This is a genomic window from Brevibacillus massiliensis (assembly GCF_000311785.1).
Classification (GTDB): Bacteria; Bacillota; Bacilli; order Brevibacillales; family Brevibacillaceae; genus Brevibacillus_C; species Brevibacillus_C massiliensis.
In genome coordinates this window covers 42,155-68,705 of record NZ_HE978543.1, presented here as the reverse complement: position 1 = coordinate 68,705, position 26,551 = coordinate 42,155, and the positions used below count along the sequence as shown (strand labels likewise).

Annotated in this window: 25 protein-coding genes; 17 read left to right on the top strand and 8 right to left on the bottom strand. The window is 55.3% G+C overall.

The window, feature by feature from the left end; genetic code table 11:
• Nucleotides 1-125 precede the first annotated feature (125 nt).
• The 7 genes from HGBM_RS17105 (at nucleotide 126) to HGBM_RS17075 (ending at nucleotide 5,284) form a co-directional block, all read left to right on the top strand.
• A complete protein-coding gene (locus HGBM_RS17105) occupies nucleotides 126-701 on the top strand; it encodes a TetR/AcrR family transcriptional regulator (protein ID WP_019122312.1) in 576 nt (191 codons plus the stop codon).
• A gap of 35 nt (nucleotides 702-736) precedes the next feature.
• Complete coding sequence (locus HGBM_RS17100) at nucleotides 737-1,069, top strand: DMT family transporter (RefSeq protein ID WP_019122311.1); 333 nt, start codon at nucleotides 737-739, stop codon at nucleotides 1,067-1,069.
• 14 nt (nucleotides 1,070-1,083) lie between these two features.
• Nucleotides 1,084-1,398 carry a DMT family transporter gene (locus HGBM_RS17095; RefSeq protein WP_019122310.1) on the top strand — a complete coding sequence of 105 codons (315 nt, stop codon included), beginning with the start codon at nucleotides 1,084-1,086 and terminating at the stop codon, nucleotides 1,396-1,398.
• Nucleotides 1,399-1,426: 28 nt separating this feature from the next.
• Nucleotides 1,427-2,527, top strand: coding sequence for a DmpA family aminopeptidase (locus HGBM_RS17090; protein ID WP_019122309.1), 1,101 nt, complete (start codon nucleotides 1,427-1,429; stop codon nucleotides 2,525-2,527).
• Nucleotides 2,528-2,691: 164 nt separating this feature from the next.
• Complete coding sequence (locus tag HGBM_RS17085; protein WP_019122308.1) at nucleotides 2,692-2,934, top strand: DUF362 domain-containing protein; 243 nt, start codon at nucleotides 2,692-2,694, stop codon at nucleotides 2,932-2,934.
• Between the two features lie 161 nt (nucleotides 2,935-3,095).
• Nucleotides 3,096-4,082 (top strand): YpdA family putative bacillithiol disulfide reductase, encoded by a 987-nt coding sequence (locus tag HGBM_RS17080; RefSeq protein ID WP_019122307.1) that lies wholly within the window; start codon nucleotides 3,096-3,098, stop codon nucleotides 4,080-4,082.
• Complete coding sequence (locus HGBM_RS17075; RefSeq protein ID WP_019122306.1) at nucleotides 4,079-5,284, top strand: alanyl-tRNA editing protein; 1,206 nt, start codon at nucleotides 4,079-4,081, stop codon at nucleotides 5,282-5,284. The genes HGBM_RS17080 and HGBM_RS17075 overlap by 4 nt, the downstream gene beginning before the upstream one ends.
• Nucleotides 5,285-5,633: 349 nt before the next feature.
• On the opposite strand, the gene HGBM_RS17065 is transcribed toward HGBM_RS17075, so the two are convergent.
• From HGBM_RS17065 to HGBM_RS17045, 5 genes are read right to left on the bottom strand one after another with little or no spacing between them, the layout of a single operon-like run.
• On the bottom strand, nucleotides 5,634-6,671 hold the full coding sequence (locus tag HGBM_RS17065; RefSeq protein ID WP_019122304.1) for a ThiF family adenylyltransferase: 1,038 nt from the start codon (nucleotides 6,669-6,671) through the stop codon (nucleotides 5,634-5,636).
• Between the two features lie 37 nt (nucleotides 6,672-6,708).
• Entirely contained in the window at nucleotides 6,709-7,449 is a 741-nt protein-coding gene (locus HGBM_RS17060) for an ABC transporter ATP-binding protein (RefSeq protein ID WP_019122303.1), read from the bottom strand.
• A 1-nt stretch (nucleotide 7,450) separates the two neighbouring features.
• Nucleotides 7,451-8,119: an ABC transporter permease gene (locus HGBM_RS17055; RefSeq protein WP_019122302.1), complete on the bottom strand. Its 669-nt coding sequence runs from the start codon at nucleotides 8,117-8,119 to the stop codon at nucleotides 7,451-7,453.
• 10 nt (nucleotides 8,120-8,129) lie between these two features.
• Nucleotides 8,130-9,011 (bottom strand): ABC transporter substrate-binding protein, encoded by an 882-nt coding sequence (locus tag HGBM_RS17050; protein ID WP_019122301.1) that lies wholly within the window; start codon nucleotides 9,009-9,011, stop codon nucleotides 8,130-8,132.
• A 20-nt stretch (nucleotides 9,012-9,031) separates the two neighbouring features.
• Nucleotides 9,032-9,964: a helix-turn-helix transcriptional regulator gene (locus HGBM_RS17045; RefSeq protein ID WP_147512913.1), complete on the bottom strand. Its 933-nt coding sequence runs from the start codon at nucleotides 9,962-9,964 to the stop codon at nucleotides 9,032-9,034.
• Nucleotides 9,965-10,303: 339 nt separating this feature from the next.
• Between HGBM_RS17045 and HGBM_RS17040 the strand changes: the two genes are divergently transcribed.
• On the top strand, nucleotides 10,304-12,112 hold the full coding sequence (locus HGBM_RS17040; protein ID WP_019122299.1) for an aldehyde ferredoxin oxidoreductase family protein: 1,809 nt from the start codon (nucleotides 10,304-10,306) through the stop codon (nucleotides 12,110-12,112).
• 52 nt (nucleotides 12,113-12,164) lie between these two features.
• Here the strand turns inward: HGBM_RS17040 and HGBM_RS17035 are convergent, their stop codons facing one another.
• Together HGBM_RS17035 and HGBM_RS17030 are read right to left on the bottom strand one after the other, a co-directional pair.
• Nucleotides 12,165-12,437, bottom strand: coding sequence for a MoaD-like domain-containing protein (locus HGBM_RS17035; RefSeq protein WP_019122298.1), 273 nt, complete (start codon nucleotides 12,435-12,437; stop codon nucleotides 12,165-12,167).
• 1 nt (nucleotide 12,438) lies between these two features.
• A complete protein-coding gene (locus HGBM_RS17030) occupies nucleotides 12,439-12,717 on the bottom strand; it encodes a ubiquitin-like small modifier protein 1 (protein WP_026074487.1) in 279 nt (92 codons plus the stop codon).
• A gap of 130 nt (nucleotides 12,718-12,847) precedes the next feature.
• Here HGBM_RS17030 and HGBM_RS17025 point away from each other — a divergent pair, with 130 nt between their 5' ends.
• From HGBM_RS17025 to HGBM_RS16985, 9 genes are all read left to right on the top strand, one after another.
• Nucleotides 12,848-14,080, top strand: coding sequence for a molybdopterin molybdotransferase MoeA (locus HGBM_RS17025; RefSeq protein WP_019122296.1), 1,233 nt, complete (start codon nucleotides 12,848-12,850; stop codon nucleotides 14,078-14,080).
• A 45-nt stretch (nucleotides 14,081-14,125) separates the two neighbouring features.
• Nucleotides 14,126-16,066, top strand: a complete 1,941-nt coding sequence (locus HGBM_RS17020; RefSeq protein WP_019122295.1) for a molybdopterin biosynthesis protein — start codon at nucleotides 14,126-14,128, stop codon at nucleotides 16,064-16,066.
• Between the two features lie 355 nt (nucleotides 16,067-16,421).
• A complete protein-coding gene (moaA, locus tag HGBM_RS17015) occupies nucleotides 16,422-17,441 on the top strand; it encodes a GTP 3',8-cyclase MoaA (protein ID WP_019122294.1) in 1,020 nt (339 codons plus the stop codon).
• 227 nt (nucleotides 17,442-17,668) lie between these two features.
• Nucleotides 17,669-18,850, top strand: a complete 1,182-nt coding sequence (locus HGBM_RS17010) for an LL-diaminopimelate aminotransferase (RefSeq protein ID WP_019122293.1) — start codon at nucleotides 17,669-17,671, stop codon at nucleotides 18,848-18,850.
• 13 nt (nucleotides 18,851-18,863) lie between these two features.
• On the top strand, nucleotides 18,864-20,345 hold the full coding sequence (locus tag HGBM_RS17005) for an aldehyde dehydrogenase family protein (RefSeq protein ID WP_019122292.1): 1,482 nt from the start codon (nucleotides 18,864-18,866) through the stop codon (nucleotides 20,343-20,345).
• Between the two features lie 221 nt (nucleotides 20,346-20,566).
• Nucleotides 20,567-21,733 (top strand): NAD(P)/FAD-dependent oxidoreductase, encoded by a 1,167-nt coding sequence (locus HGBM_RS17000; RefSeq protein ID WP_019122291.1) that lies wholly within the window; start codon nucleotides 20,567-20,569, stop codon nucleotides 21,731-21,733.
• A gap of 65 nt (nucleotides 21,734-21,798) precedes the next feature.
• Nucleotides 21,799-23,055, top strand: coding sequence for a branched-chain amino acid ABC transporter substrate-binding protein (locus tag HGBM_RS16995; protein ID WP_019122290.1), 1,257 nt, complete (start codon nucleotides 21,799-21,801; stop codon nucleotides 23,053-23,055).
• A gap of 200 nt (nucleotides 23,056-23,255) precedes the next feature.
• A complete protein-coding gene (locus HGBM_RS16990; protein ID WP_019122289.1) occupies nucleotides 23,256-24,131 on the top strand; it encodes a transporter substrate-binding domain-containing protein in 876 nt (291 codons plus the stop codon).
• A 27-nt stretch (nucleotides 24,132-24,158) separates the two neighbouring features.
• Nucleotides 24,159-25,328: a saccharopine dehydrogenase family protein gene (locus HGBM_RS16985; protein ID WP_019122288.1), complete on the top strand. Its 1,170-nt coding sequence runs from the start codon at nucleotides 24,159-24,161 to the stop codon at nucleotides 25,326-25,328.
• Between the two features lie 75 nt (nucleotides 25,329-25,403).
• Here the strand turns inward: HGBM_RS16985 and HGBM_RS16980 are convergent, their stop codons facing one another.
• A complete protein-coding gene (locus HGBM_RS16980; RefSeq protein ID WP_019122287.1) occupies nucleotides 25,404-26,549 on the bottom strand; it encodes a saccharopine dehydrogenase family protein in 1,146 nt (381 codons plus the stop codon).
• Between the last annotated feature and the right edge of the window lie 2 nt (nucleotides 26,550-26,551).

The window sequence follows — 26,551 nt, the reverse complement described above, 5'->3', positions numbered from 1 at the left end:
ACACAGCTTGTGCGAGGAGGGAAAAAGTCCCTCCTTTTTTCTTTGTCATCGCGCTGCAGCTTCTTGACATCCAGGGAGAGATGTGAAAAAATATACACTAACGACCGTTAGGTAGGAGGGAGCCTATGACCGCTAACCGCATCAAGGAAGTTGCGCTGACACACTTTGCCGAGCACGGATACGAGGGCGCATCCCTGGCGCATATCGCCGATGAGGTCGGGATTAAAAAGCCATCCATATACGCACACTTTAAGGGAAAAGACGACCTTTTTTTGCATGTCATCCGCGATGTTTCCTTCAGCGAGCTGGAGTTTGTGACCAGGTACTTCCAGGCGCACGACGGGAAATCCTTGTCATGTTTATTGCATGACTTGATCAGGCAGTACAAGGAACGCTATGAGCGCAGTGACCGCATCAAATTCTGGATGAGGATGATGTACTTTCCGCCTGTTCCCCTGGAGGCAGCCGTTATGAAGCTGGTGTATCAGTACCTGGATCACATGGAAGTGCTGCTCGAACCGGTTTTCAAGCAGGCGGCGGAGCGCGGCGAGATTGTCTTTGCCGACTCGCAGCGGGCCGCAATCGCATTCATGTGCATGCTGGACGGCGTCCTCGTCGAATTGCTGTACGGCGGGACGGAGCGCTTTGACAGAAGGTTGGAGGCTTCTTGGGACATATACTGGCGCGGCATTACGAGATAAATAGGGCAGGCCTTGGATGAAGGAGAGAGGGAAACATGAATCGGGAATGGCTAAAGGTATTGATTGCCGCATTATTTGAGGTGTTCTGGGTCATCGGCTTGAAGCACGCTGCGACGGCATGGGGGTGGCTGGGCACTGCCGTGTCCATTTTCATCAGCTTCTACATGATGATCGCAGCCAGCAGAAAGCTTCCGGTCGGTACGGTTTACGCCGTGTTCGTCGGACTTGGCACAGCGGGAACGGTTTTTGCAGAGCTAGCCTTTTTTGGCGAGCCCTTTCAAATCATGAAGGTCTTGTTGATCCTTTTGCTCTTGGTTGGAGTGATCGGCCTGAAGCTGGTGACAAAAGAGAAAGAATCGGAGACATAAGGAGCTGAGTCATAATGGCGTGGGTTTCGTTGATCTTGGCTGGATTATTCGAAATGTTTTCCGTTGGGATGATCAACAAGCTGCATCACGACAAGTCATGGCAGGCGCTGGCATTGATGATCGGCGGGTTTACGGCCAGCTTTGTCTTCCTGGCGATCGCGATGAAATCCTTGTCGATGGGAACGGCTTACGCTGTTTGGACGGGGATTGGCGCTTCGGGAGGCGCTTTGTTGGGAATGTTTTTTTACGGAGAATCGAAAGACTGGCGGCGCGTTCTATTCATCTGTATGGTGCTTGCTTCGGCTGTTGGCTTGAAGCTGATATCCTAGGTTGTCACGAAGAAGAGGGGGAGTCGTTATGGGGAAAAAACGGGCGCGCGATCTCGGTCTGCCTTTTCCGGGTGAGACAGGCAGATACAACGCGATTACCGACGTTCCCGGGGTGGAAGTGGGTTTTACTACCTTGATCCAGGGAGAAGGCCCGGTAAAAATCGGTTCTGGACCGATCCGCACAGGGGTGACGGCGATACTGCCGCGGGGCAAACAAGCGAAGATGCAGCCAATCTGGGCGGGGTTTTACGCTCTCAACGGCAACGGCGAAATGACCGGGGTTCACTGGATTAACGACGCAGGCTATTTTGTCAGCCCGATCTGCATTACCAATTCGCACTCGGTCGGCATCACGTACCACGCGGTAACCGGTTGGATGATTCGGCAGTACCGGGAGCAGTTTTCCGACGGCCATTTTTGGGCCATGCCGGTCGTGGCGGAGACGTACGACGGTTCGCTCAATGACATCAACGGGCGGCACATCCGGGAGGAGCACGTCCTGGCAGCGATTGAGTCCGCCAAGTCCGGCCCCGTAGCGGAGGGGAACGTAGGCGGCGGAACCGGAATGATCTGTTATGAATTCAAAGGGGGTACCGGCACTTCTTCGCGAGTGGTAAACGTCGACGGAGAACAGTACCACGTTGGCGCATTGGTGCAGGCCAACCACGGCTTGCGCGAATGGCTCACGATCCTCGGTGTTCCTGTCGGGAAACATCTGACGGAAAACACGCTGTTCACGAAAGAACGAGGCTCCATCATCGTCGTCATCGGGACCGACCTCCCGCTCCTGCCCCACCAACTGCGGCGGATTGCCAAACGGGCGGCGATCGGGATCGGAAGAGGCGGCACACCGGGCGGCAACAGTTCAGGTGACATCTTTCTGGCGTTCTCCGTCGCCAACCCAATGGATATTCCGCAAGAGTCGGGCAAAAAGCTCTCGATGGAATACCTCAATGATGAAGTGTTTGATCCCGTCTACGAAGCGGCCTGCCAGGCAGTCGACGAATCCGTGGTCAACGCCATGCTGGCGGCAGAAACCATGTCCTTGGCAAAACCGTACGGAGAGAAGGTACATGCGATCGATCACGAAAAATTGCTCGAAGTGATGCGAATGTACAACCGCATTTGAAAAGACGAACAGCTGCCCTCGGTTCGGGCAGCTGTTTGCAGCTTTTCGGGATGGTTTGTCCGTCTGCCATTCTGGATCAAGATCATTGCATTCGGCCAGTCAATGAGTTATGATAGTACCGAAAATTCGCAATAGGATGTCAAATTCAAAAAGGAGGAATTCCTGTGCCTTTTGTGATCACGTCGCCCTGTGTGACGGAAAAAGCAGCGGATTGTGTCGAAGTATGCCCGGTTGACTGCATCCATGAAGGCGAAGATCAGTACTTCATCGATCCGGATGTATGTATTGACTGCGGTGCGTGTCAAACGGCTTGTCCCGTGGCCGCGATCTATGCGGAAGACGAGTTGGCGGACGAAGACAAAATCTATCTGGAAAAGGCGAGGGAGTTTTACCGCAACAGAAATTGAAGTACAGTCATACGCTAATAGCAGATCTTTCAAAAGGCAGAGGGCCATGCGGCGGGTTCTCTGCTTTTGTGTTGCGAGAGCTACAAATCACGGGGTGTATCAGGTATCATAAAAGGGTAGCACATCCTGGCGATCGTTGAAAGGGAGTATGAAACGCACTTATGGAACAAGCCATTATCATCGGCGCTGGCCCGTGCGGCCTCTCCGCCGCTGTGGAGCTGAGGAAAGTCGGAATTGAGCCGCTCGTCATTGAAAAGGGTGCTTTGGTCAACTCGGTATTCAATTACCCAACCTATATGATTTTCCACAGTACACCGGAACTGCTGGAAATCGGAGGTTTCCCGTTTACCACTCCCCATGAGAAGCCGACCAGACTGGAGGCGCTAAACTACTACCGCATGGTCGCGGAACGTTATCAACTGCGCATCCATCTTTACGAAACAGTGACCTCGATCGAACGGGGAGACCAGATGTTTCGCGTTTTGACTAAAGACCGATTTGGAGCAAAGCGGGCATACGGCTGTGCCAATGTCATTATCGCGACCGGATATTTTGACCATCCCAATCGTTTGGGGATCCCCGGTGAAGACCTGCCAAAGGTTTTCTCCTTCTATAAAGAAGCGCATCCGTATGCCGGGATGAAGGTGGCGATCGTCGGCGGAAACAACTCCGCAGTAGATGCCGCACTTGACCTGGAGCGTGCGGGAGCGGAGGTGACCGTGATCTGCCGGGGAGAGCGGTTGTCTGATCGCGTCAAGGCTTGGACCCGGCCCATCTTTGAAAGCATGGAGCAAAAGGGACGGATCACCGTCTACTACTCGTCCCGCGTCACGGAAATCCACGATCATTTTATTGCGGTGGAGACACCAGATGATACCTTTGCTTTGGAGAATGACTTTGTCTTCACCCTGATCGGCTATCGGCCTGACCGGACGCTTCTGCGTTCACTCGGTGTCGGTGAAGACCCGGAGTCAGGCGCTCCGCTGTACGATGAGGAGACGATGGAAACGAATATTCCGGGCGTTTACATCGCGGGTGTCGTCGCCGCAGACAACAAACAAGCCAACGCGATCTTTATCGAGAACGGAAGATTTCACGGCCGGCTGATTGCCGAGCATATCGCCGGACGAGACAGGAGATCGAGATGACGGAAAAATTGTATTACCAAGACGCCTATGGCCAGGATTTTCAAGCTTGTATCATCAAGAGCGGAAGCGATGAACACGGGGATTACGTCCTGCTCGACCGCACGCTGTTCTACCCGACGGGCGGAGGACAGCCATGCGACCTCGGGAAGATCGCGGGAGTGGAGGTAGTCGGCGTCGAACTTGTGGACGGCGAGATCCGGCATTACCTAGGAGGAAAATGGAAGCAGCAGCCGGATGTGCCGGTCAATGCCCGGATCGATTGGGAACGCCGCTTTGATTTTATGCAGCAGCATGCGGGCCAGCATATTTTATCTGCCGCCTTTGCCGAGTTGATGGGTGCGAAGACCGTTGGCTTTCACTTGGGCCGGGAGCACGTTACCATCGATTTGGCCGTTCCCGATCTCACTTGGGAGGATGTAGAGCGGGTGGAGAGGCTGACCGATCAGATCGTTTTTGAAAACAGGCAAATCACTGCCCGTTTTGTCGAACCGGCTGAGTTGGCCAGCCTGCCGCTTCGCAAACAGCCTACCGTGGATGAGAATATCAGGATCGTGACGATCGCTGATTTTGATTACAGCCCTTGCGGCGGCATCCATCCTGCCAGGACGGGCGAGGTTGGTCCCATCCTCGTGCTGGACTGGGAGCGCTACAAAGGCCAAGTGCGCGTTCGCTTCGTCTGCGGGCAGCGGACGAGAAAAGCGGTGAGCCAGCAGCGGAGCATCCTGCGCCAGGCAGGCGCTGAATTGAAAACCAGCCAGCACGACCTGACTGCACAAATAACGCGCCTGCTCTCGGAGAGAACTGAGCTGGGAGAGGCGCTAAAAGCAGCCCGTGAACAGCTGATGCGGGCAGAGGCCGAGGGGCTTCTTTCGCGCGCCGAAGCACTCCGGGCGATCAAGCTGGTGACAGCTTCCTGGGAGCACAGGCCGTTGCCGGAGTTGCAGCGGCTTGCAAAGCATCTCATCGAACAAGAGCCGTCTGCTGTCTGCCTGCTGTTTACAGCAGGCGCCAACATCCAGATGGTATTCGCCAGAGGCCAGGAGGTACAGGCGGACGCCAACCAGCTGCTCAAGACGACGTTGGCCCTGATCGGCGGAAAAGGCGGAGGAAACACCAGCATCGCCCAAGGCGGCGGCCCGGACACCCTCGGTGTTGAAGAACTGGTCGGTTATGCCGCGAATCTGGTTAGAGAATTGCCGTAACATCAAAACATTGCAGGGGCTTTCGTCCAAATCACGTTCATTCCAGCTTTATGAGCAAAGCGCGAGAAGCAGAGAAAAATGGAGCGAGCGAAGGCCTTGGCAGCGCCCACCCAGTCGGATCGGAAAAAACGGCACACGCTTGTCGACCAAATGCTACGTTGAGATGCTTCCAGAACTTTTTGGTCGACGTGCCGTTTTTTTTGGTGTGCAGACGGCCAGTCCAGCTTCCCCGCTGGCGTGCCACGAACGGAGCGAGCCTATTTTTCTCGAATGCCATGGACAATGTTCTCCACAGCAAAAAGGACGCGGGGTGCAGTTCAATGCATTTCCCCGCGTCTTTCTTTTTGCCCTAATATCCCACGTATTTGGCGTAGAGCGACCTGGCCGTGGAGATGTCCTGCGAACCCTGGACCAGCACGCGCCCGTCCTTAAAGAAGACAAGGGTATAAGAATCGATATGAAACCGGAGTAAAAAGGGATTTTTTTCCACTGTTCCGAGCTGCTCAAACCGGCGGGACAATGCCTCCAGATCCACCTGCTTCGGCTGGATCGGGGTGATCTGTACCGTATCCCTGCCGCAGAGTGACGTGAATTCTTGCTGCGCTGGTGCTGTCAGATCCAGATACTCGAAAATCCCTTGGCCGCAGGCCGGGCAGTTGGCATTTTTTCCATTGGCGATATTGATTTGCAGATGGTCGTTTTGCCAGAGCTCAAACTGCTCCAGATTGGGGTTCTGCTGCTGGGTGGCGCCGAGCAGCAGCTTAAGTGCTTCGACGGCCTGGTATGAGGCGATGACATGCACGATCGGACCGATCACGCCTGTCGTGTCGCACGTCTCTGTGCGGCCTTCGGGAGGATGGGGGAAGAGACAGCGGTAACAGGGCGTCTCACCCGGCCGGATGACGGCAAACATCCCCTTGGAGCTGACGGCCGCACCGTGGATCCAGGGAATCCTGTGCTTGACCGCCACGTCATTGACCAGGTAGCGGACCTGGAAGTTGTCCGAGCCGTCCAGGATCAGGTCAAATCCGGTCAGGTACGCTTCGGCATTGGTCGCATTCAGATCGGCGACGATGGGTTCCACCGTAACCGTCGAGTTGATCTTTTGCAGTTTGGCGGCGGCGGCAACGGCTTTTGGCAGGTGGGCGCGGGCATCCTCCTCGTCGTAGAGCATCTGGCGCTGCAAATTGCTTTCTTCGACAAAGTCGCGGTCGATGATCCTGACGAAACCGACACCGGCGCGGACCATGTGGTTGGCAAGGACTGTCCCGAGTGCTCCCATCCCGACGATGACCGCCTTGCTTTGCAACAGCTTCAACTGGCCCGCTTTGCCAATCGGGGCGAACAGGATTTGCCGCGAATACCGCTGGTGAATTTCCGTATCCATGAGAAGCAATCCCTCCGTTCCCGGGGCTCTGATCCATTCAATAGATCATCCGCCCGGAGATAAAATCTGCCAGTTCCTGGCTTTGTGGCTGGTCAAAAAAGGTCGAGGTGTCGGCCGACTCGACAATTCGCCCCTTGTGAACGAACAAGCAGTGATCGGCAAGCCGTTTGGCCTGGGGCAGATTGTGGGTCACGATCATGATCGTCGTGCCCCTTTGCTGATGGATCCCCTTGATGACCTGCTCAAAAATAGACACGTTGGCCGGATCCAGGCTCGCCGTCGGCTCATCCAGCAGAAGCAGCCGGGGATTCAGCACGATGGCTCTGGCCAGGGCGACCCGCTGCGCTTCGCCCCCGGACAAGGTGGCGGCCTGCTGGTGGATGCGGTCGGCCAGATCGACGAGCTGCAATGCCTCACTGACCCGCTCCCGGATCGTCTTGCGGTCCAGCTTGCGGTAACGAAGCCCCATCGCCACATTGTCAAACACCGAGGTGTGGAACATGACCGGCTGTTGGGCGACAAATGCCATCTGGCGCTGGATCGCCAAGGCCTTGGCATGGGAAAGTGACGCGAGGTCCACCTCTTCGCCCCAGTAGTTCATCGTGCCCGTAAGCGGCTTTTGCAGCAGGTTGACCACTCTGAGCAGCGTGCTTTTGCCCGACCCGCTCGGACCTACGATGCCATAAATTTTACCACAGGCAAGGCTCATTTGCTCAATGGTCAGGATGGATTTTTTTTCGATGGCGACGTGCAGGTGTTTCAGGTGTAGTTGCGGCATCTCACATTTTTCTCCGTTTGGCGTTGATTTGTTCGAGAACTCCCATCATCAGGAAGCTGTTGAAGACAAAGCTGATCAGCAAAAGGACAAGCCCCAGATAGAGGCCTGTTTCATAGTGGCCCATCCTCGTCTCCAGGATGATAGCCGTAGTCATCACGCGGGTGTGGTGTTCGATGTTCCCACCGACGAGCATGACGGCTCCGACTTCGGATATCGCGCGTCCGTAGGCGGCAGCGACTCCCGCCCAGATGCCTTTTCGCGACTCCTTGACGATCGTCCAGACCAATTGGGAAGGAGTGGCCCCGAGGCTTTTTGCCGTCTCGGAATAGGTTCGCTCTTTGGCCTGGACTGCGGACAGGGTCAACCCCGCAAGGATCGGCGATACCAGGACGACCTGGGCAATCACCATCGCTTCCGGCGTAAACAGCAATTCCAGCGAGCCGAGGGGACCGTATTTGGAGAGGAGCAGATAGACGATCACCCCGATCAACACCGGGGGCAGACCCATCAGGGTGTAGACGATCGTGACAGCCAGTCTTCTGCCGGGGAAGGAGTACAAGCCGAGAAGGGCGCCGGCGGGTATACCGATCAGCGCCCCGATGAACACCGCAGTGGTCGTCACTTGCAGGGAAAGCCAGATAACTTCCAGAACTTCGGTTGGCAAGCCCATGCTTCACCCCTTAACGCTTTTTGGCGTCAGGTACAAATAAGCCTTTTCCGTACTTGTCTTTGCCAAATTCGCCAATCATTTTCTGTCCCTCTTCACCGACGAAAAACGAGATCAGCTCGTCTGCCAGCTCGGGTTTGCCGGTGGATTTGACCTTGATGATGCCGTAAGGATTCAACAGCGCCTTGTCGCCTTGCATCAGCACGGCCAAGCCCAGCTTCCGGGAGAGGAAAGTAGCCTCATCGGTCAGCGTGTAGGCGTTCTTTTCATCAGCCATCTGCAGGGTGTCTCCCATGCCTTGTCCGGAGGAGAGGTACCAGCTGCCGGAAGGGGTGATGCCGGCGTTTTTCCAGATGCTTTTTTCCTTCTTGTCCGTACCGGAGTCGTCACCGCGGGAGATGAAGGTTGCCTGTTTCTCGGCGATTTTTTGCAGCGCCTCTTCTGCCGTTTTGGCGTTCTTCACTCCGGCCGGATCGCTCTCTGGTCCGACGATGTAAAACTGGTTGTACATCACGTCGTAGGCGTCGACGCCAAATCCCTGTTCGACAAACTGATCTTCCGCAGGCCTTGAGTGCACCAGCAAGACATCGGCATTGCCGTCTTCGCCAAGCTTGATCGCTTGTCCGGTGCCGACTGCGACGACTTTTACCTTGATGCCGGTCTTTGATTCGAAAGCGGGGAGAATGGCGTCCAGCAAACCCGAATCCTGCGTGCTGGTCGTGGTCGCGAGAACGATCTCCTTGTTTTGGCTGTCCGTACTCGGCTTGGCTTCGGAAGCGGCCGGCGTCTCCGGAGCGGGAGCGGACGCTGGTGCCGGAGTGGCCGTGCTGCAGCCGGCCAACAGCAAGATGGCCGCCAAGATCAGAAAGAAGCTTGTCCTGCTTACGTGTTTCATCTGGTATCCTCCTTGTACCATTATGTATATGTGGCAATGATTTCGCCCATCTGTGAGATATCGTAGCCGCCGAGCGCAACGATGGCTTTGCGGAACGGAACGTCCCGCAGCGTGTGCAGCATGATCTGAAACCGCTCCTGCTGCACCAGCCCGGTGGGCAGCACCAAGTCGTACCGTTCCTGATGAATCGGGAAGAAGTCCAGCTCCAGATTGCGGGCGACGCTTTCAATGCCGAGGGCGACGTCTGCTTCGCCCTTCAGTACAGCCGCTGCCGTGGCGTAATGATTGACACATTCGTGATCATAGCCGGGCAGGATGGCGGCTGAGACGCCCATTTCGCGAATTTTCTGATCAAGCAGAACGCGCGTGCCCGAGCCTTTTTGCCGGTTGGCGATGCGGTGTTCTCCGGAGAAGAAGTCGGACCAGCTGGTAATCATCCGGGGGTTCCCCTTGGGGAGGATAAAGCCTTGCCAGCGGTAGACGAAATGGATCACCGTCACCTGTTCGCCAGGCAGCAGGCGGGTGATGTAGGGGAGGTTGTACTCTTTTTCCTCCACATCCAGCAGATGACATCCGGCCATTTCCGTCCGCCCGTTGAACAGGTCGATCAATCCCTTCAAACTGCCGGAAAAAGCCGGAAAAAGCGTAATTCCCCGGGTGCTGAGATGCTGGGTCAACAGGTCGACAGCAAGGTCGTGACTGCCGGTGAAGTAGATCTGGTGCGGCAGCTCCTGCGGCAAAAAAGGGGCGGACTCTTCAAGTGAAAAATCCCTTGCTCCTTCACGGGATTTCTTCCCGCGGGCGAGGTTGTCCAGTTCGCTTCGCAAAATGCGCAGGCTCCGGCCGAGCTTGACGGCGGGGAGATCTCCGCGTTTGATCATTTCATACACGGTGAACTTGGACAATTTCAAGATGGCAGCCGCTTCCTCCGGAGTCATGTACTCCTCTTTCAAGCTTCCCAGTCCCTTCATCGTATTTCATTGGTTTTGATTTGGTTTTGTTAGGTTGAGTTAGTATATGTACAAAATACTTGATCACAGGAAGAAAGGCAATACATTTTTTAAAAAGTATGTATCAGGTGAATAGTCGAAATATCGACAATTTTCCATTTTGGCATAGAATAATAGCAGGAGTTGCTTCATAAAAGTCGAATAGGTAACAGTAATGACAGCATCAGCCTTTCGGAAAGAAGAAACCAGGGTGACTACTGCTTTCCGATGAGGGCCCGGCCATTTCATTGCGATGGCTGCAGCGGGGTTTTTTTATCATTTTTTGAAGGAGGAGGCGGACAGATGAAGTTAGGCGGCTTTAAAAACAGGGAAATTTTAGTTGATCTATCAACAGGAACGGTCAACTATCGGGAGATCGACGAGGAGCTGGCCAAAAAGTACATCGGCGGCCGGGGGCTGGGAGTCAAGTACGTGTTTGACAACGGCCCGGATGTGGAACCGCTGTCAGCGGAAAATCTCTTATGCATCATGACCGGTCCTGTGACGGGATCGCGGTCGACGATGAGCGGCCGGCTGTGTGTCGTGACCAAATCTCCATTGACCGGGACAGTGACCGACTCGCACATGGGGGGATGGACGGCCGCACGGTTAAAATGGGCCGGGATCGACAATATCCTGATTTCCGGAAAAAGCGACAAACCCGTTTACCTCTACATCGAAAACGGGCAGGGAACGCTGCGCGATGCCGCCGATCTCTGGGGACAAGGCACCCGGGCGACGGTAAAAGCCATGCAGGAACGTTACGGCAAGGAAGACCTGAGTGTCATGTGCATCGGACAAGCGGGAGAAAACCAGGTGCGCTTTGCCGGGTTCATGAATGAGAACGATCGCGCGGCCGGCCGCGGCGGCACAGGTGCGGTGGCCGGGTTTAAAAACCTGAAGGCGATTGTGATCAAAGGCCCGCAAAAGGGAAATATGCCGCAGCCGGTACGGGATGACGAGTATAAGGCGGCGAACCAGAAGGCGTTGAAGGCGATCATGGAGGGCGGTCTCACCGCTCCGAAAAAAGGCGGCCTCTCCGTCTACGGGACGAACGTCCTGACGAGCATCATCAACGAAGTGGGCGCTCTTCCGACGATGAACTCCAAGTATACCCACTGGGAAGGGGCCGAAGGGCACAGCGGGGAAACCGTCAACGCCACGCTGCTGGTCGCAGACAATACCTGCCACGCCTGCCCGGTCGCTTGCAAGAAAGAAGTGGAAGTGAAGGATGGCAAGTACAAGACTCGGGTAGAGAGCTTTGAATACGAGTCGGGCTGGGCGCTCGGCGCCAACTGCGGCCTGAGCGATGCGGCGGCGATCTCCTATCTGATCAACATGTGCAATGAATACGGCATCGATACGATCGAACTCGGAAACACGCTGTCTTGCATGATGGAAGCGGTCGAACAAGGTCTCGTCGATGAGCCGTTTGCCTGGGGAGATGCCGACCGCATGATCGAACTTACCGAGATGCTGGTATTCCGCAGGGGCATTGGAGATGTACTGGCGGAAGGCACGGCGAGAGCAGCCAAGAAGTTTGGCAACGCCGATCTGGCGATGGTGGTCAAAGGGCAGGCGATTCCGGCTTACGACCCCCGCGGCATACAGGGCATCGGATTGGGCTACGCGACGAGCAACCGGGGGGCCTGCCATCTGCGCGGGTACACGGTCGCCAGCGAAATCGCCGGGATACCGGAGCCGACTGACCGCTTGAAGCCCGAAGGAAAAGGCGAGCTGCTGAAAATCTTCCAAGACTTGTTTGCCTTCTCCGACTCGCTGGACATCTGCAAATTCTCCTCGTTCTCCGAGAATGCGGAAAATTACGCGGAACAGTATTCAGCGATGACCGGCGTGCAGATCACAGCAGACGACGTTCTGAAAATTGGCGAAAGAATTTATAATCTGGAACGTCACTACAACAACCTCGCCGGCTTCAACAAACGCGAGGACGACTTCTTGCCCAAGCGCTTTACGGAAGAAGCGGGGACCGGCAACAGTGCCGGACATGTCAGCCAGCTGGACATCATGCTCGACGAGTACTACCAGGTACGCGGCTGGATAGACGGAGTCGTGCCGGAGGGCAAACTGAAGGAACTGGAAATCGTCTGAGCGGACGAGAAAAAGGTGGAGCGAAACCTCCACCTTTTTCTTCCATTTTCGTTCATCCACCGACACGTATGGTTTTTTTGCGAAACCGGGCGACAACATCGTCGAGAACCTCTTCACAGGGTGCCTTGAACACAAGGAATACAGCGTTCACCCGAAAGCGGGAGGTGATGGCTGCTTCCTCTTGCCGCAACAGCTCGGCCTGCCACTTATCTCCTTTGATCAACACGGGAAACGGGTCGGTCAGCTGCTCCCCGCCCAACTCACGCAAATAGATGATCAGCTGCGAGAGCGGGATGCCGCGAATTTCCAGGTTTTTGTGGTGCATGTCAGCCTCCTGCCACGGGCGGAAACAGGGCGAATTGATCGTCAGCTTTTACCCTGGTGTGAAGCCCGTCCTCGTGGATGATGTTGCGCCCGTTAATAAACACGTGAACGAACGGCTTCAGGGTTCGGTCCGGGGTGAAGACCTCGTCTTCGAGCGGGGGGAACATCTGAATCAGCGATTCCAGTATATCGATAACACGGTTGTTTTCTTCCTGATAGGGTACGGTTACTTCCTTTGATTGGCATATTTCGCGAAAGTTGGCAAACACTTTCACCTTCATCATCTATTCGTTCTCCTTTTTTCTTTCTATTATAGTAAGATTTCATGTGAGATAAAATACAATATTCCCATTACCCTGACAATTGGGCATGTAGCACGAATATTCAAAGTCGCCATGCTGGAGGATCATTATGAAGTTCTTCAATGTAAAAACAGTACAGGAGACATTGTCAATTATCGAGGAGCATTTTGGTCCGGTCGGCAAGACATGCCGTATTCCCGCAGCAGACGCGGTCGGCATGGTGCTGGCTGAAGACGTCATCTCCGCCGAACAGGTGCCGCCGTTCTCACGCTCTACCGTTGACGGCTACGCGGTGCGGGCGACGGATACATTTGGCGCCACAGAATCGCTGCCGGCGTTTCTGGAGATTACCGGCACGATCGAAATGGGCAAGGCCGCGGAGCTCTACCTGGATGAGGGACACGCCCAGTACATTCCGACTGGCGGGATGATGCCCCCGGGGGCCGACAGCGTCGTGATGATCGAGCACGTCGAGGAAGTAGGCGAGCTGTTGAATGTGTTCCGCCAGATAGCCCCAGGCGAGAATGTCATCCGCGCCGGAGATGACGTCAACCGAGGAGAACTGGTGATCGCCGCCGGTCACAGGCTGCGTCCGCAAGATCTCGGTGTCCTGGCTTCGGTCGGCAAAACCGAAATCAGCGTGTATGGAAAACCGGTTGTCGCCGTATTGTCAACGGGCGATGAGATCGTCCCGGCGGAAGTGCAGCAGCTGGCCCCGGGCGAAGTGAGAGATATCAACAGCATCACGATAGCCGCAGCAGCCAGACAGTTTGGCGCAGAAGTCATGTACGGCGGGGTGGTGAAGGATGACTACGACTCCTTCTACAAGAAAGCCAGCCAGCTGTACCAGGAGGCAGATTTCTTGCTGCTGTCGGGCGGCAGTTCAGTGGGAACGCGCGACTTTACCGTCCAGGTGCTGGAGGCTTTGGGGGAACCGGGGGTGCTGGTTCACGGCGTTTCGATCAAGCCGGGAAAACCGACAATCATCGCCAAGGCGGGAGCAAAGCCGGTGATGGGGCTTCCCGGACATCCGGCATCGGCCCTGATCGTCTTTCATTTGTTTGGCATCCCGATTCTGGAAAAATTGAGCGGCGAACGCACTGTGAAGACCGACTTGCGGCTGGAAGCGCGGATAACCCGCAATGTCGCTTCCGCGGTCGGGCGTTCGGATTACATTCGAGTCAAAATCGAACAGCGTCCGGACGGCTTATGGGCGGAGCCCGTATTCGGCAAGTCGGGATTGATCTCCACGCTGGTGGCCAGCGACGGGATGGTAGAAATTCCCGCCAACCAAGAAGGGATACGGGAAGGCGAGATCGTCAAGGTGCAGCTTTTCCGATAAATGATGAAGTTCGTCGCAAGGGAGACACCCACTGGGAGGATGGATATGCGCAAAATCTACTTGGAAGATACACCGCTGCAGGAAGCCCAGCACAACCTTCTGCAAAGGGTTCTGTTTACGGCTGAAACAGAGTTGATCCCGACAGGAGCCGCACTCGGCCGGGTAACCGCAGAGGCCGTCTTGGCCAAAGTATCGATGCCGAATTACAACGCTTCGGCGATGGATGGGATCGCGGTCAGAGCAGAGAAAACGTACGGAGCGGACGAACTGCGTCCGGTTCGGCTGAAGTTGGGAGAGGATTACGTCGTCGTCGATACCGGCGACCCCATACCGAGCGGGTTCGACGCAGTGATCATGATCGAGCACATTCACCAAATCGATGAACAGACGGTCGAAATCATGGAAGCAGTCGCCCCCTGGCAGCACATCCGGCCGATCGGCGAAGACGTCGTGGTCGGAGACATGATCGTTCCCGCCCGGCACAAACTCCGAGCGGTCGATCTGGGAGCACTCTTGGCGGGAGGAATTCTGCAGGTCCCGGTCTTGCGCAAGCCCAAGGTGGCGATTATTCCCACCGGCACGGAGTTGATCCCGCCGGCGGAAGAAGTGGCGGAAGGGGAGATTATCGAGTTTAACGGAACGGTTTTTTCCGCCTTTCTCCAGGAGTGGGGAGCAGAGGCGCTGCATCTGGGGATCGTCAAAGACGACTACAACCTGATCAGGGAAGCGCTGCAGCAGGCCGTTCGGGAAGCGGACATCGTTCTCCTGAATGCGGGATCGTCAGCCGGCACCGAGGATTATACCGTTCATGTCATCGATGAACTCGGAGAGGTGCTGACACACGGCGTGGCAACCAGACCGGGCAAACCCGTCGTCATCGGACTGGTCGAGGACAAGCCGGTCATCGGCCTCCCAGGGTACCCGGTCTCCGCCTATCTGGCGCTGGAGTGGTTCGTCCGCCCGCTCGTCCACCAGTACCTGGGCCAGATCGAATTGCAGCGGCCCAAAATCACAGCGAAAATGGGCCGTCGGGTCGTCTCGGTCATGGGGGCGGAGGACTTCGTGCGGATGAATATCGGCTGCATCGACGGCCAGTATATCGCCAATCCCTTGACGCGAGCGGCAGGCGTGACCATGTCGATGGTGCGGGCCGATGGACTGCTCCGCATTCCAGCCGGTCACCTGGGGTACGAGCATGGGGAAGAGGCAGAGATCGAATTGTACCGGCCAATCGAGCACATCCGCCAGACGATTGTCGCTTCCGGCAGCCACGATCTGTCGATCGATATCCTGCATTCTCTGCTGCGGGAGATTCACCCGGAACAGTTCCTCATCTCCTCACATATAGGGAGTATGGGAGGAATTTTGGCGATCCAAAAGGGAGAAGCCCATGTCGCGGGCGTACACCTGTTTGACGAGGCGAGCGGGACCTATAACGTGCCATTCATCGAGAAGTATTTGCCGGGGCAGGACGTCGTTCTCTTGCAGCTTGTTTACCGCCAGCAGGGGTGGATCGTCCAGAAGGGCAATCCCCACCAGCTGCAGTCGGCCGCCGACATCGCCCACAAGCGATTGACCTACATGAACAGGCAGCGCGGAGCGGGAACCAGGCTGTTGTTTGACTACCTGTTGAAACAGGAGGGCATCAGCCGCGAGCAGATTTACGGGTATTCGCGCGAGGCCGTCTCCCACCTGAGCGTGGCTGCGGCAGTCGCAGGCGGTACGGCTGATGCCGGGCTTGGCATCTCTTCGGCCGCCGCCGCCATGAACCTCGATTTTATCCCGGTCGCGGAAGAGCGCTATGACCTCTTGATGAGCCGGAAGTTTTATCAGAGCGAGCAAGGCCAGACCCTGCTTGAGCTGATCCGCTCTCCGCGATTCCGAGAGCAGGTAGAATCTTTGGGTGGATACAGCTGCCGGGATTCAGGTAATATTATTTATCATGCACATCGAGAAGGTTCTCCCCTTCAAGCACCAAGAAGTTAAGGTGCATACTTTTGAAATCCTGGCTTCACCAAGACCTTAGGGTTGGCAGGACAAAAAAAGTCTACCACTTTCACACAAAATTTGTTAAATTAGATTAGAACATATGTTTGTGTTAACGGTGCAGCAAATTCCTGCGAAAAGTAGTCCCAACAGCTTGCGCTAATGGGATAGAGGGGTTGGACGGTAGTCAATCCGTCAACGTGTCAACTCCACTGGTGTTAAGCATTCGGTAGTTTTCCTGATTGATACACCAGAAACCCCCACTTCAACCGGATCCTCAGCGTTGGTTAAGTGGTGGGAGTATTCATGAGAGAAATCGCGGTAGAGAGTAGAACGAACAGGAGAGTGATCTAATATGTCAGAACGTTTCTTGGATTCATTAAAGCGTCCTCTCCGTGACTTACGAATTTCCGTTACCGATAAATGCAATTTTCGCTGCACCTACTGTATGCCGGCGGAGATATTCGGTCCTGACTACGCTTTTCTCCCTCAAGACAAGCTCCTGAGCTTCGAGGAAATCACCCGCCTGACGCGGATCTTCGCCTCCATGGGGACGGAGAAGATCCGGATCACCGGCGGCGAGCCTTTAATGCGCAAGGATCTGCCGGCACTGATTCAGATGATCAGCGAGGTGGAGGGTATACGCGATATCGCCATGACGACCAACGGTTCGCTGCTCGCCAAGCATGCCAGAGCGTTAAAAGCGGCGGGGTTGAAACGGGTTACTGTCAGCTTGGACAGTCTGGATGACGACCGGTTTGGGCAAATCAACGGCAGAGGCTGCCGGGTAGAGACGATCCTCTCGGGGATCGAGGCAGCAGCGGAAGCGGGATTGCAGGTAAAGATCAACATGGTGGTACAGCGCGGGATGAATGAAGAAGACATCCTGCCCATGGCCAGGTACTTTCGGGAAAAGGGGCATATCCTGCGTTTTATCGAATACATGGATGTCGGAAACAGCAACGGCTGGCGGCTTGACCTGGTCGTCCCCAGCAGGGAGATTGCCGAACTGATTCATGCAGAAATGCCCCTGGAGCCGGCTCGGCCCAATTACTATGGAGAAGTCGCCTCGCGTTATCGCTACCGGGGTACAGAGCAGGAAATCGGCTTCATCTCGTCTGTCACCCAGGCCTTTTGTTCGACTTGTACAAGGGCGAGACTATCGGCGGAAGGGAAACTCTACACGTGCCTGTTTGCCTCTGACGGGGAAGACCTTCGCGAACCGCTGAGAAGCGGTTACACGGATGAAGGTCTGCGGCAGTTGATTGGCGGCATCTGGAGCCGCAGAAGCGACCGGTACTCAGAGGAGCGGCTCAAGCATACGCCGGAATTGACAAAGCGGAAAAAGGTGGAGATGTCCCATATCGGGGGATAATCGAACCACGGCACCGCGGCAAAAAACCTGGGGCAATTGTCCCAGGTTTTAGTCATTTTGTTGAAATTATACTGATTATTCATGAAACAGCAGCCCGATTTTTGTGTAAAAGAGACATGGTTTCTGCTTTTGAAACGATATACATTTAATTTGTGCCATCCTTGAACCGTTTGCGGCTTTGCCTGTCGCCAAACGGGAACTCATTCAGAAAGAGGGTGAAATCAGACGTGAATTTCCAATCCAGACGGATCGGGCAAATCCCGCCGTATATGTTTGCGGAACTGAATAAAAAGAAAGCGGCGATGCAGAAGGCGGGGATCGATGTCATTGACTTGGGAATCGGAGATCCCGATCTGCCTACCCCGGAGCACATCGTAGAAAAGCTCATAGAGGAAGTCAGACGTCCGGAAAACATGAAGTACCCCAGCTTTGTCGGGTGTTTGGAATTTCGGCAGGCCGTTGCCGATTTTTACAGGCGTCAGTTTGACGTCGAACTCGATCCGGAAACCGAGGTTCTGACACTGATTGGAACAAAAGAAGGGATCGCCCACTTGATTCCTACCATGATTGATCCCGACGATTGCGTACTGCTGCCGGATCCATGCTATCCCGTCTATCGGATGGCAACCTACCTGGCGAACGGCAAGTACTACGACATGCCGCTCAAGCAGGAGAACAACTTTGAGCCCGTCTTTTCGGACATTCCTGAAAGCGTCATCCGGCAAGCCAAATTGATGTTTTTAAACTACCCGGGCAACCCGACGACCGCCACCGTGGACCTTGGCTTTTTCCAGCGGGCGGTCGCTTTTGGAGCGGCTCATCAAATCCCCATCGCCCACGACTCCGCCTACAATATGGTTACGTTTGGCGGCTACCAGGCGCCGAGCATCCTGCAGGTGGAAGGAGCGAAGGAGATCGCCGTCGAATTCGGCTCACTCTCCAAGACGTACAACATGACGGGCTGGCGAATTGGCTACGTTGTTGGCAACAGAGACATGATTAAAGCGCTTTCCGTCTACAAGAGCAATACGGATACAGGCCAGTTTACTCCGATTCAGAAAGCGGCCGCTTTTGCGTTGAACAGCGACCAGAGCTGTATCGCACGGCACAACCAGATTTACTATGAGCGGATGAAGACCATGCTCGAAGGGCTTGCCTCCATTGGGATACAGGTAGAGCCGCCCAAAGGCAGTTTCTTTATTTGGGCACCTGTGCCCGTGGGCTATACTTCCAGTGAATTTGCTGCAAGCGTATTGGAGCAGACCGGCGTAATCGTGACGCCCGGGAGTGCATTTGGCCCATCCGGCGAAGGGTATTTCCGCATCTCGCTGTCTGTGCCGAGCGACCGCCTGAACGAAGCTGTAGAAAGAATAAAGGCAAAATTGCGAATTGAACAAGAAAACCGCTAAAGGAGAGGGAACGATGAAACAGTATGTAAATTACATTAATGGCGAGTGGATCGCATCCGCATCCGGCAAATTCCTGCCGAATACGAATCCGGCTACCGGCGAAGTCCTGGCAGAAGTAACCCAATCGACCGCAGAAGATGTCGACCGGGCCGTGCAAGCGGCGCGGCAGGCGCAAAAGGCGTGGCGATTGGTCCCCGCACCGGAGCGCGCGGAAGTGCTCTACAAGGTCGGCCTGCTGCTGAAAGAGAGAAAAGAACAGTTGGCGCAAATTCTTACCAGTGAAATGGGGAAAGTGATTGAGGAAGCCAAAGGAGAAGTACAGGAAGCGATCGATATGGCCTTCTACATGGCCGGCGAAGGGCGCAGACTGTTCGGCGATACGGTCCCGTCAGAGCTGCGCGACAAGTTTGCCATGAGTGTGCGCGTCCCGGTCGGGATTGCCGGTTTGATCACGCCGTGGAACTTCCCGATCGCCATCATCTCGTGGAAGTCGCTGCCGGCACTCGTCGCGGGGAACGCCATCGTCTGGAAACCGGCCTCTGAGACGCCGATGATCGCGGCGGAATTCGTCAAGATCTACGAGGAAGCAGGGCTGCCCAAAGGCCTGATCAACCTCGTCTACGGATCGGGCAGCGTCGTCGGAAATGCGATGGTAGACCATCCCCAGATCGATCTGATCTCCTTCACCGGCTCCAACGAAGTGGGCAGAGAAATCAACGCCCGCGCCGGCGGCATGCTAAAACGCACCTCCCTGGAAATGGGCGGCAAAAATGCCGTTACCGTACTGGACGATGCCGATATTGATCTCGCCGTGGACGGGATTATCTGGAGCGCCTACGGTACAAGCGGCCAGCGCTGCACGGCCTGCAGCCGGATCATCGTCCATGAAGCGGTCAAGGAAGAACTGGAGAGCAAATTGCTGGAGCGAATCGCAAAATTGCGGCTGGGCAACGGGTTGGATCCGTCCGTTGACGTCGGACCGGTGATCAATCGCGCTTCCCTGGAGAAAATTGACCAATACGTCAAAATCGGCGTAGAAGAAGGAGCGAAGCTGCTTTGCGGCGGCGAGATTGCCACAGAAGGAGAATTGGTCAAGGGCAACTTCTACATGCCCACATTGTTTACGGACGTAAAACCGGACATGCGGATCGCCCGGGAAGAGATTTTTGGCCCGGTTGCTTCGATCATCCCGGTGAAGAGCATCGAGGAAGCGATTGAAGTAAACAACAGCGTCGAGTTTGGACTCTCCAGCTCGATCTTCACCCAGGACATCAACCGCGCATTCCGGGCGATGCGGGATCTGGATACGGGAATTGTCTACGTCAACGCGGGGACGACTGGTGCCGAGATCCATCTGCCGTTCGGCGGAACCAAGGGCACCGGGAACGGGCATCGCGATTCCGGTGTTGCGGCGCTTGACGTATTCACCGAGTGGAGATCCATCTACGTGGATTACAGCGGCAAGTTGCAAAGAGCGCAAATCGACAACAAGTAAGCCTAGCCGCGCCTGCCAAGAGAGAAAATCCGAATCGACTGCATACCGGACAGTTGGTTCGGATCTTTTTTACCGATCAATTATTCTGATTATACACAATATACAAATATCGATCGCGATAAGCTGGCTATTTTTGTAGAATCTTGCCATAGTATGCGAGCGTTTCAAGACGTTACATTTAAGATGTATTCCTTTATATCCTGCGAAAAGGGGTAATCCAGATGAACAACACAGCAGACCTCATTATCATCGGTGGCGGCGTCATCGGTTCGAGTGTAGCATACAATCTCCTGCATGACGGATACACCGGAAAGATCCTCGTATTCGAAAAGGACAAAATCTACGAATTCTCTTCTACTCCGAGAAGTGCAGGGGGAATCCGTCAACTGTATACGACAGACATCAACATACAGCTAAGCAGATTCAGCTTGCAGGTGTACAAACATTTTCCTGAGGCGATGGCTTTGGACGGGGAACCCGCCAAGATCGATTTTAAGCAGCGCGGTTACTTGTTCCTGGCCACTGAAGAGATGATGCCGCGATTGGATCGGCATGTCGAGCTCCAGCACAAGCATGGCGTGCCATCGCAGCTGCTGCAAAAGCGCGAACTCCTGGATATCATCCCGGAACTTAATATCGACGATCTTGCCGGCGGGCTTTACTGTGCGGAGGACGGGTATCTCGACCCGTATTCGGTCATGCAGGGCTATATTCGCAATGCCAAAAGGCTGGGAGCCGAGTATATCTACCAGGAGGTTGAGGCGATTCTCTGCGACCAGGAGGAGGTAAAAGGAGTTCGCTTGTCGGACGGCAGTGAATACTACGCCCCGATCGTGTTGAACTGCGCGGGGGCCTGGGGCTCTGACCTCAGCGAAAAAATGGGACTGGCCCTGCCGGTGGTCCCGCTGCCCAGGCAGGTGTTTCAATTTGATATCGAAGAGCCGTTGAAACAATACCTGCCGCTGACGATTGACCCGACAGGCGTCTACTTCCGCCACGAAGGCGAAAAGCTGATCGCCGGCTATTCGGACGACAGGGAGCCGGGCTTTGACTTCAATTGGAAACGCTCCTTCTTCGTTGAGCAAATCTGGCCAGTGCTGGCCCATCGGATCAGCAATTTTGAGCAGGCAAAAATCGAGCGGGGCTGGAGCGGATTATACGACTTCAACACCGCGGATCATAACGCGATTCTGGGTAAGCATCCGGGGAAAAAAGGCTATTACGTGGCGTTCGGGTTCAGCGGCCACGGCATGCAGCAAGCGCCGGCGGTAGGAAAAGGCTTGTCCGAGCTGATTCGTACCGGAAAGTACCAGACGCTTGATTTGTCGCCTCTGCGTGTCGAACGGTTTGCCGAGAATGATTTGGTCATCGAGGATGCGATCGTGTAGCGTCATCCATGCCATGTCCGTTCTATGAACATGACATAGGAAAGCAGAAAAAGGGGGAGTACGATTTGAAGAGGAAGAAGCGAACGAGTCTGCTGGCTGCCGTCGTTGCGGTGTGCATGATAGCCGCCGGATGCGGCGGCGGGGGAGGGGCGGCAGGAGGCGGCGGGCAGCCTGCGGAGCAAACCGGCAATGCTGGCAGCGGCGGTAGTGCGGAGGCTGGTGCAGGAGGCGGCCAGGGGGCTGGCGGCGGGAAAATTTTGATCGCGACCCAGACACCTCTCTCCGGTCCGCAGTCCAATGTTGGGGAAGCGATCAAATTGGGCGCGGAGCTGGCATTGATGGAGCAGAAAGAAGATTTCAACAAATTGGGCTTTGATTTGCAGCTCTTCCCGCAGGACGACCAAGGGGATCCGAAACAAGGAGTGGCAAACGCCGAGCAGCTGGTGTCCAACCCGGACGTGCTTGCGGTCGTGGGCCATTACAACACAGGTGTGGCCATCCCGGCCTCAGTCAAGTACGAACAGGGCAATCTGGTCGTTGTCGGTCCGGCGAACACCGGTGTGCAGCTGACCGAAGAAGGCAAGAAAACCGTGCACCGCATCTGCGCCCGGGACGATCTGGAAGGACCGAAGGGCGCACTGTACGCAAAAAATCAACTCGGCGTGAAATCGGCCTTTATCATCCATGATAAAACGGCGTACGGGCAAGGAGTGGCGGACGAGGTAAAAGCCCAGTTCGAAAAAGACGGCGTACAGATTCTCGGCTACGAGGGAATTACACCAGGGGAAAAGGATTACAGCTCCGTGATCAACCTGGTCGTGTCGAAAAACCCGGACATGATTTTCTTTGGCGGGCTGTATCCGGAAGGCGGCATCCTCGTCAAGCAGGCTCGCGAGAAAAACTTCAAGGGGTACTTTATGGGCAGTGCCGGTCTGGCGTCATCCGAGCTCCCCAAGATCGCCGGGGCAGCAGCGGAGGGAGTCGTCTTTTCTTCGGTTGCCGGGGACGTCACACAGTCAGATGAGGGCAAGAAGTGGGCTGCCAAATACAAGGAGAAATTCGGCAAAGAACCGGAGAGCTTCTCGATTTACGGCTACGATGCGATGCTGGTCGTCCTCCACGGCTTAAAAGAAGCGATCGACAAAAACGGAGGCAAAAAGCCCAGCCGTGAACAGGTTCTGGAGGCGGTTCACCACACCACCGATTTCCAAGGGATGTTTACGAAGGTCTCGTTTGACGAGAAAGGGGACAACAAATACGCCAGCATCTTCATGTACAAATTCGAAAACGGCCAGCAGGTGTTTATAGGCAAAGCGGAATAGGAAAAATTCGGCTCCGTCCGTCGATCGGGCGGGGCCTTGTTTTGTCATCGCCAGGGCCGCATTATACACATTCACCAAATTTCTCTCTTTGTGGACGGTAGATTTTTGTTGAAACTTCACATAGCACAAGAAAGGGGAAAGCGATACGATTTATTACATGAATTTTCACAAAATTAGGAATAATAAAAGGTGGTGGCCGGATGAAGGTTGTGTACAAGCCGATTCTTTTCATTCTGTTCGCTGCTCTTGCTGTGGCAGGCTGTGGGACTGTATCGACGACGGCAACGACGAACCCGGGTCATCCCCAGGCAGCCAGCGGGGACAAGCCTGCAGCAAGCAAAGACGCGGGAACAAAGGCAGGCGAGGTATTGGCCCGGGTGAAACAGACAGGGGTGCTCAAAGTAGGTTTTGAAGGTACGTATCCTCCGTACAATATGGTCAACGACAAGAACGAATTTGATGGGTTTGACGTCGACATTTCCAATGAAGTTGCCAAACGGCTTGGAGTGAAGGCCGAGTTCGTCGCGACCAAATTTGACGGCTTGATCGGCGGGTTGAAAGCGGATAAGTTTGACGCGATCATCGCACAGATGTCCATCACCGACGAGCGCAAAAAGAGTGTCGATTTTACTGAGCCTTACGTCACGAACGGAGCTGTCATCGTCGTTCGCGAGAGCGAGAGCGAGATCCGCTCCCTTGACGACTTGAAAGGAAAGACCGTCGGTGCCGGAGCGGGAACGACGTTTTTGGACCTCGCCAATACGATCGAAAACGCTAAGGTGAAGGTGTACAGCACGACCGATGCCGTCATTACCGACCTGGTGAACCAACGGCTCGACGCCGTCATCCAAGATCAACTGTGGATCGGCTATAACCAGACAACGCAGAAAATCCCGGTCAAAATGGTTGGCGATGTGCTGTATATAGACGTGATGGGGATGGCAGTCAAGAAAGAGAATCAAGACTTTCTGGAAGCGATGAATCAAGCGCTGAAGGATATGAGACAAGACGGCACCCACGCCAAAATCTACAAAAAGTGGTTCGGCATCGAACCGGATCCTAAGTACTTCCAATAAATCGGTTGACAAAAGGAGGTATAAAACATGAAAGTGATCGTTTTAGGAACGGGAATGATTGGAAATACCGTGGTGGCACAGCTGGCCAAAAGTCACGTGATCGATGAAGTGATCGCGGTTGACGCATCTCAGGAGAGGTTGGACAGGTGCCTGGCTTACGTGAATCACCCGAAAGTAGCCGCAATGGCGGCCGTGCTTGGGGATCAACAGACCATGACCGAGGTGCTGCGAGATGCAGACATCGCCATCCAATGTTTGCCGCACTTCTTGAGCTTGCAGGCGACCAAAGCGGCGATTGCAGCAGGCTGCCATCTGGTGGACCTCGTTCATACGGATTACCTGCAAAAACGGGCGCTGAACGAAGCGGCGAAGGAGGCGGGAGTGTTGGTGCTGCCAGGCTGCGGGGTGGCTCCCGGGATCGTCAATATCCTGGCCTCGCGCGGGATCGACCTGATGGACGAAGCGGAAGAGGCCGTCATGATCTGCGGCGGGATTCCCAGACATCCGCTGCCGCCGCTCTGGTACCAATTGGTTTTCAGCATGGAGGGCCTGCTCGACATGTACCAAAAATCTTCACTCGCTGCCGAAAATGGCGAAGTGGTGCATATTCCTCCGTTCTCAGGCTTTGAGGAGCTGACCTTCCCGGAGCCGATCGGCGAGTGTGAAGCGGTGATCACCGATGCGTCGACGGTTCCCTACACCTTAAAGCACAAAGTAAAGCGGATTTACGAGAAAACGGTCCGCTACAAGGGACACTGGACTAAAATCGCCACATTGGCCGAGCTTGGATTCCTCAGCGATACGCCTGTAGAAGTGGATGGAGTTCGCGTCAGTCCCAGAAGCCTGTCAGCCGCTATCTTACGGCCGAAAATGGTCGGGGCAACCGAGGAAGACGTCACAGTGGTGCGGGTCTACGTAAACGGCGTCAAAGACGGGCACAACAAGCGTTTGGAATGGGAAATGATCGATATGTACGACAGCGGGAGAAACATTACTTCGATGGCCAGAACGACCGGGTTTCCCGCCGTGATACTGGCTGAGTGGATCGCCCAGGGAAGGCTGCCTGAACGAGGGATCCTGGCGGTGGAAGAAGTCGTCACCGGCGAGCGCTTCTACAGATTTCTCGACGATCTGGCGAAAGAGGGCATCCACATTTCTTTCAAGGAAACGGAAAACCTGGCAAGCGCAAATTTGTAGTCCGGCGAGGCTGCACGAAAAACCAAAGCCGCACCCGTTGTGAGACAGGGTGTGGCTTCGTCATGACAGGCCAAACTATTCTTCTGTAAAGCTGATGTGGACGCCCCGTCGGTCCAGTTCCTGGACAAAAGGATCGAACAGGTCGCCGATGATGATCTGCTCGATTGCAGTCACACCGCGTGCCGCTACTTTTCCGGAAGCCAGCCATTCCGCGAGAATGGCAGCCGGCGTGCCGGTTGTCTTGGCCATGGAGGTAAGCGAGCGGTCGCGGTCGTAGAGGTCGACCATGTCCCACTGCATCTTGGTCGGTTTTCCGCCTTTGGTACCCGTGACGGTTACCCGTACGACGGTGACGTCTTCATTGGACCCGCCTTTCATCTTGGACTCCAGCAGAACCATGGCCAGTTTGCGCGGGCTTACCGGCGTTCCGTCTACCTCGACCGGTGTCTCGTCCAAAAATCCCAGTTCTGCCAATGTGCCCATTTTTGCCCAATGCCCTTTATAGCGGACCGTCTTCTCATACAGGCGCTTCACCTTATCTTTCAACGTGTACGCAACGCTGTGGGCATCCGTGATCACTGCTTCGCATTCACCGACAGGCTCCGGAAAGTGAAGTTCTTCCAAGCCAGACAGAGGAGGGAGCTGGACCAATTGGCCGCCTTCAGCGGCCAATGCCGGACGCGTGTAAAGTCCGAGCACACTCTCCAGACGGAATACCACCTGGTACCAGAGCGGGGGGAGGGGATGACGGGGGATGCCCCCGCAGATCATCACGGCTTCATCTGCCTCATCCAGCAGTTCGATTCCCCGCGCAGCCAAAAAGTTGGTTATCCCCGGAGCCACGCCGGCTCCCGGAACGATCAGCACGCCGGCCTCCTTGGCCGCTTCGTTCAGCTGGGCTTTTTCTTCGTACTTTGAGCCGACCAAGTCGACGAGGTGGCATTTTGCCTGAATGGCCGCCTCGATCGCCGGCAAACTAAGGGAGTGGGGGAGACAGGCGACGGCAATGTCCGCCCCCTGCAAGACTTCAAGCATGACGTTCGGATCATGCAGGGCCGCTGCCTTGCCTGTTACCTTTGTGCTTTTCACCTGGGACAGGCAGCGGTCCAGGCTGGCGGCCAATCCATCTACGGCTACGACTTCATCGATCACGGGACTCTTCGCCAGTTCCCCGACGACCATGTTCCCGATCATTCCCGTTCCCAAAACGACTGCATGCATGT

Excerpts from the sequence above, each read along its gene's own strand:
- HGBM_RS17105 (WP_019122312.1), top strand. The coding sequence starts at position 126 with ATGACCGCTAACCGCATCAAGGAAGTTGCGCTGACACACTTTGCCGAG.
- HGBM_RS17100 (WP_019122311.1), top strand. The coding sequence starts at position 737 with ATGAATCGGGAATGGCTAAAGGTATTGATTGCCGCATTATTTGAGGTG.
- HGBM_RS17095 (WP_019122310.1), top strand. The coding sequence starts at position 1,084 with ATGGCGTGGGTTTCGTTGATCTTGGCTGGATTATTCGAAATGTTTTCC.
- HGBM_RS17090 (WP_019122309.1), top strand. The coding sequence starts at position 1,427 with ATGGGGAAAAAACGGGCGCGCGATCTCGGTCTGCCTTTTCCGGGTGAG.
- HGBM_RS17080 (WP_019122307.1), top strand. The coding sequence starts at position 3,096 with ATGGAACAAGCCATTATCATCGGCGCTGGCCCGTGCGGCCTCTCCGCC.
- HGBM_RS17075 (WP_019122306.1), top strand. The coding sequence starts at position 4,079 with ATGACGGAAAAATTGTATTACCAAGACGCCTATGGCCAGGATTTTCAA.
- HGBM_RS17065 (WP_019122304.1), bottom strand. The coding sequence starts at position 6,671 with ATGGATACGGAAATTCACCAGCGGTATTCGCGGCAAATCCTGTTCGCC.
- HGBM_RS17060 (WP_019122303.1), bottom strand. The coding sequence starts at position 7,449 with ATGCCGCAACTACACCTGAAACACCTGCACGTCGCCATCGAAAAAAAA.
- HGBM_RS17055 (WP_019122302.1), bottom strand. The coding sequence starts at position 8,119 with ATGGGCTTGCCAACCGAAGTTCTGGAAGTTATCTGGCTTTCCCTGCAA.
- HGBM_RS17050 (WP_019122301.1), bottom strand. The coding sequence starts at position 9,011 with ATGAAACACGTAAGCAGGACAAGCTTCTTTCTGATCTTGGCGGCCATC.
- HGBM_RS17040 (WP_019122299.1), top strand. The coding sequence starts at position 10,304 with ATGAAGTTAGGCGGCTTTAAAAACAGGGAAATTTTAGTTGATCTATCA.
- HGBM_RS17035 (WP_019122298.1), bottom strand. The coding sequence starts at position 12,437 with ATGCACCACAAAAACCTGGAAATTCGCGGCATCCCGCTCTCGCAGCTG.
- HGBM_RS17030 (WP_026074487.1), bottom strand. The coding sequence starts at position 12,717 with ATGAAGGTGAAAGTGTTTGCCAACTTTCGCGAAATATGCCAATCAAAG.
- HGBM_RS17025 (WP_019122296.1), top strand. The coding sequence starts at position 12,848 with ATGAAGTTCTTCAATGTAAAAACAGTACAGGAGACATTGTCAATTATC.
- HGBM_RS17020 (WP_019122295.1), top strand. The coding sequence starts at position 14,126 with ATGCGCAAAATCTACTTGGAAGATACACCGCTGCAGGAAGCCCAGCAC.
- moaA (WP_019122294.1), top strand. The coding sequence starts at position 16,422 with ATGTCAGAACGTTTCTTGGATTCATTAAAGCGTCCTCTCCGTGACTTA.
- HGBM_RS17005 (WP_019122292.1), top strand. The coding sequence starts at position 18,864 with ATGAAACAGTATGTAAATTACATTAATGGCGAGTGGATCGCATCCGCA.
- HGBM_RS17000 (WP_019122291.1), top strand. The coding sequence starts at position 20,567 with ATGAACAACACAGCAGACCTCATTATCATCGGTGGCGGCGTCATCGGT.
- HGBM_RS16990 (WP_019122289.1), top strand. The coding sequence starts at position 23,256 with ATGAAGGTTGTGTACAAGCCGATTCTTTTCATTCTGTTCGCTGCTCTT.
- HGBM_RS16985 (WP_019122288.1), top strand. The coding sequence starts at position 24,159 with ATGAAAGTGATCGTTTTAGGAACGGGAATGATTGGAAATACCGTGGTG.
- HGBM_RS16980 (WP_019122287.1), bottom strand. The coding sequence starts at position 26,549 with ATGCATGCAGTCGTTTTGGGAACGGGAATGATCGGGAACATGGTCGTC.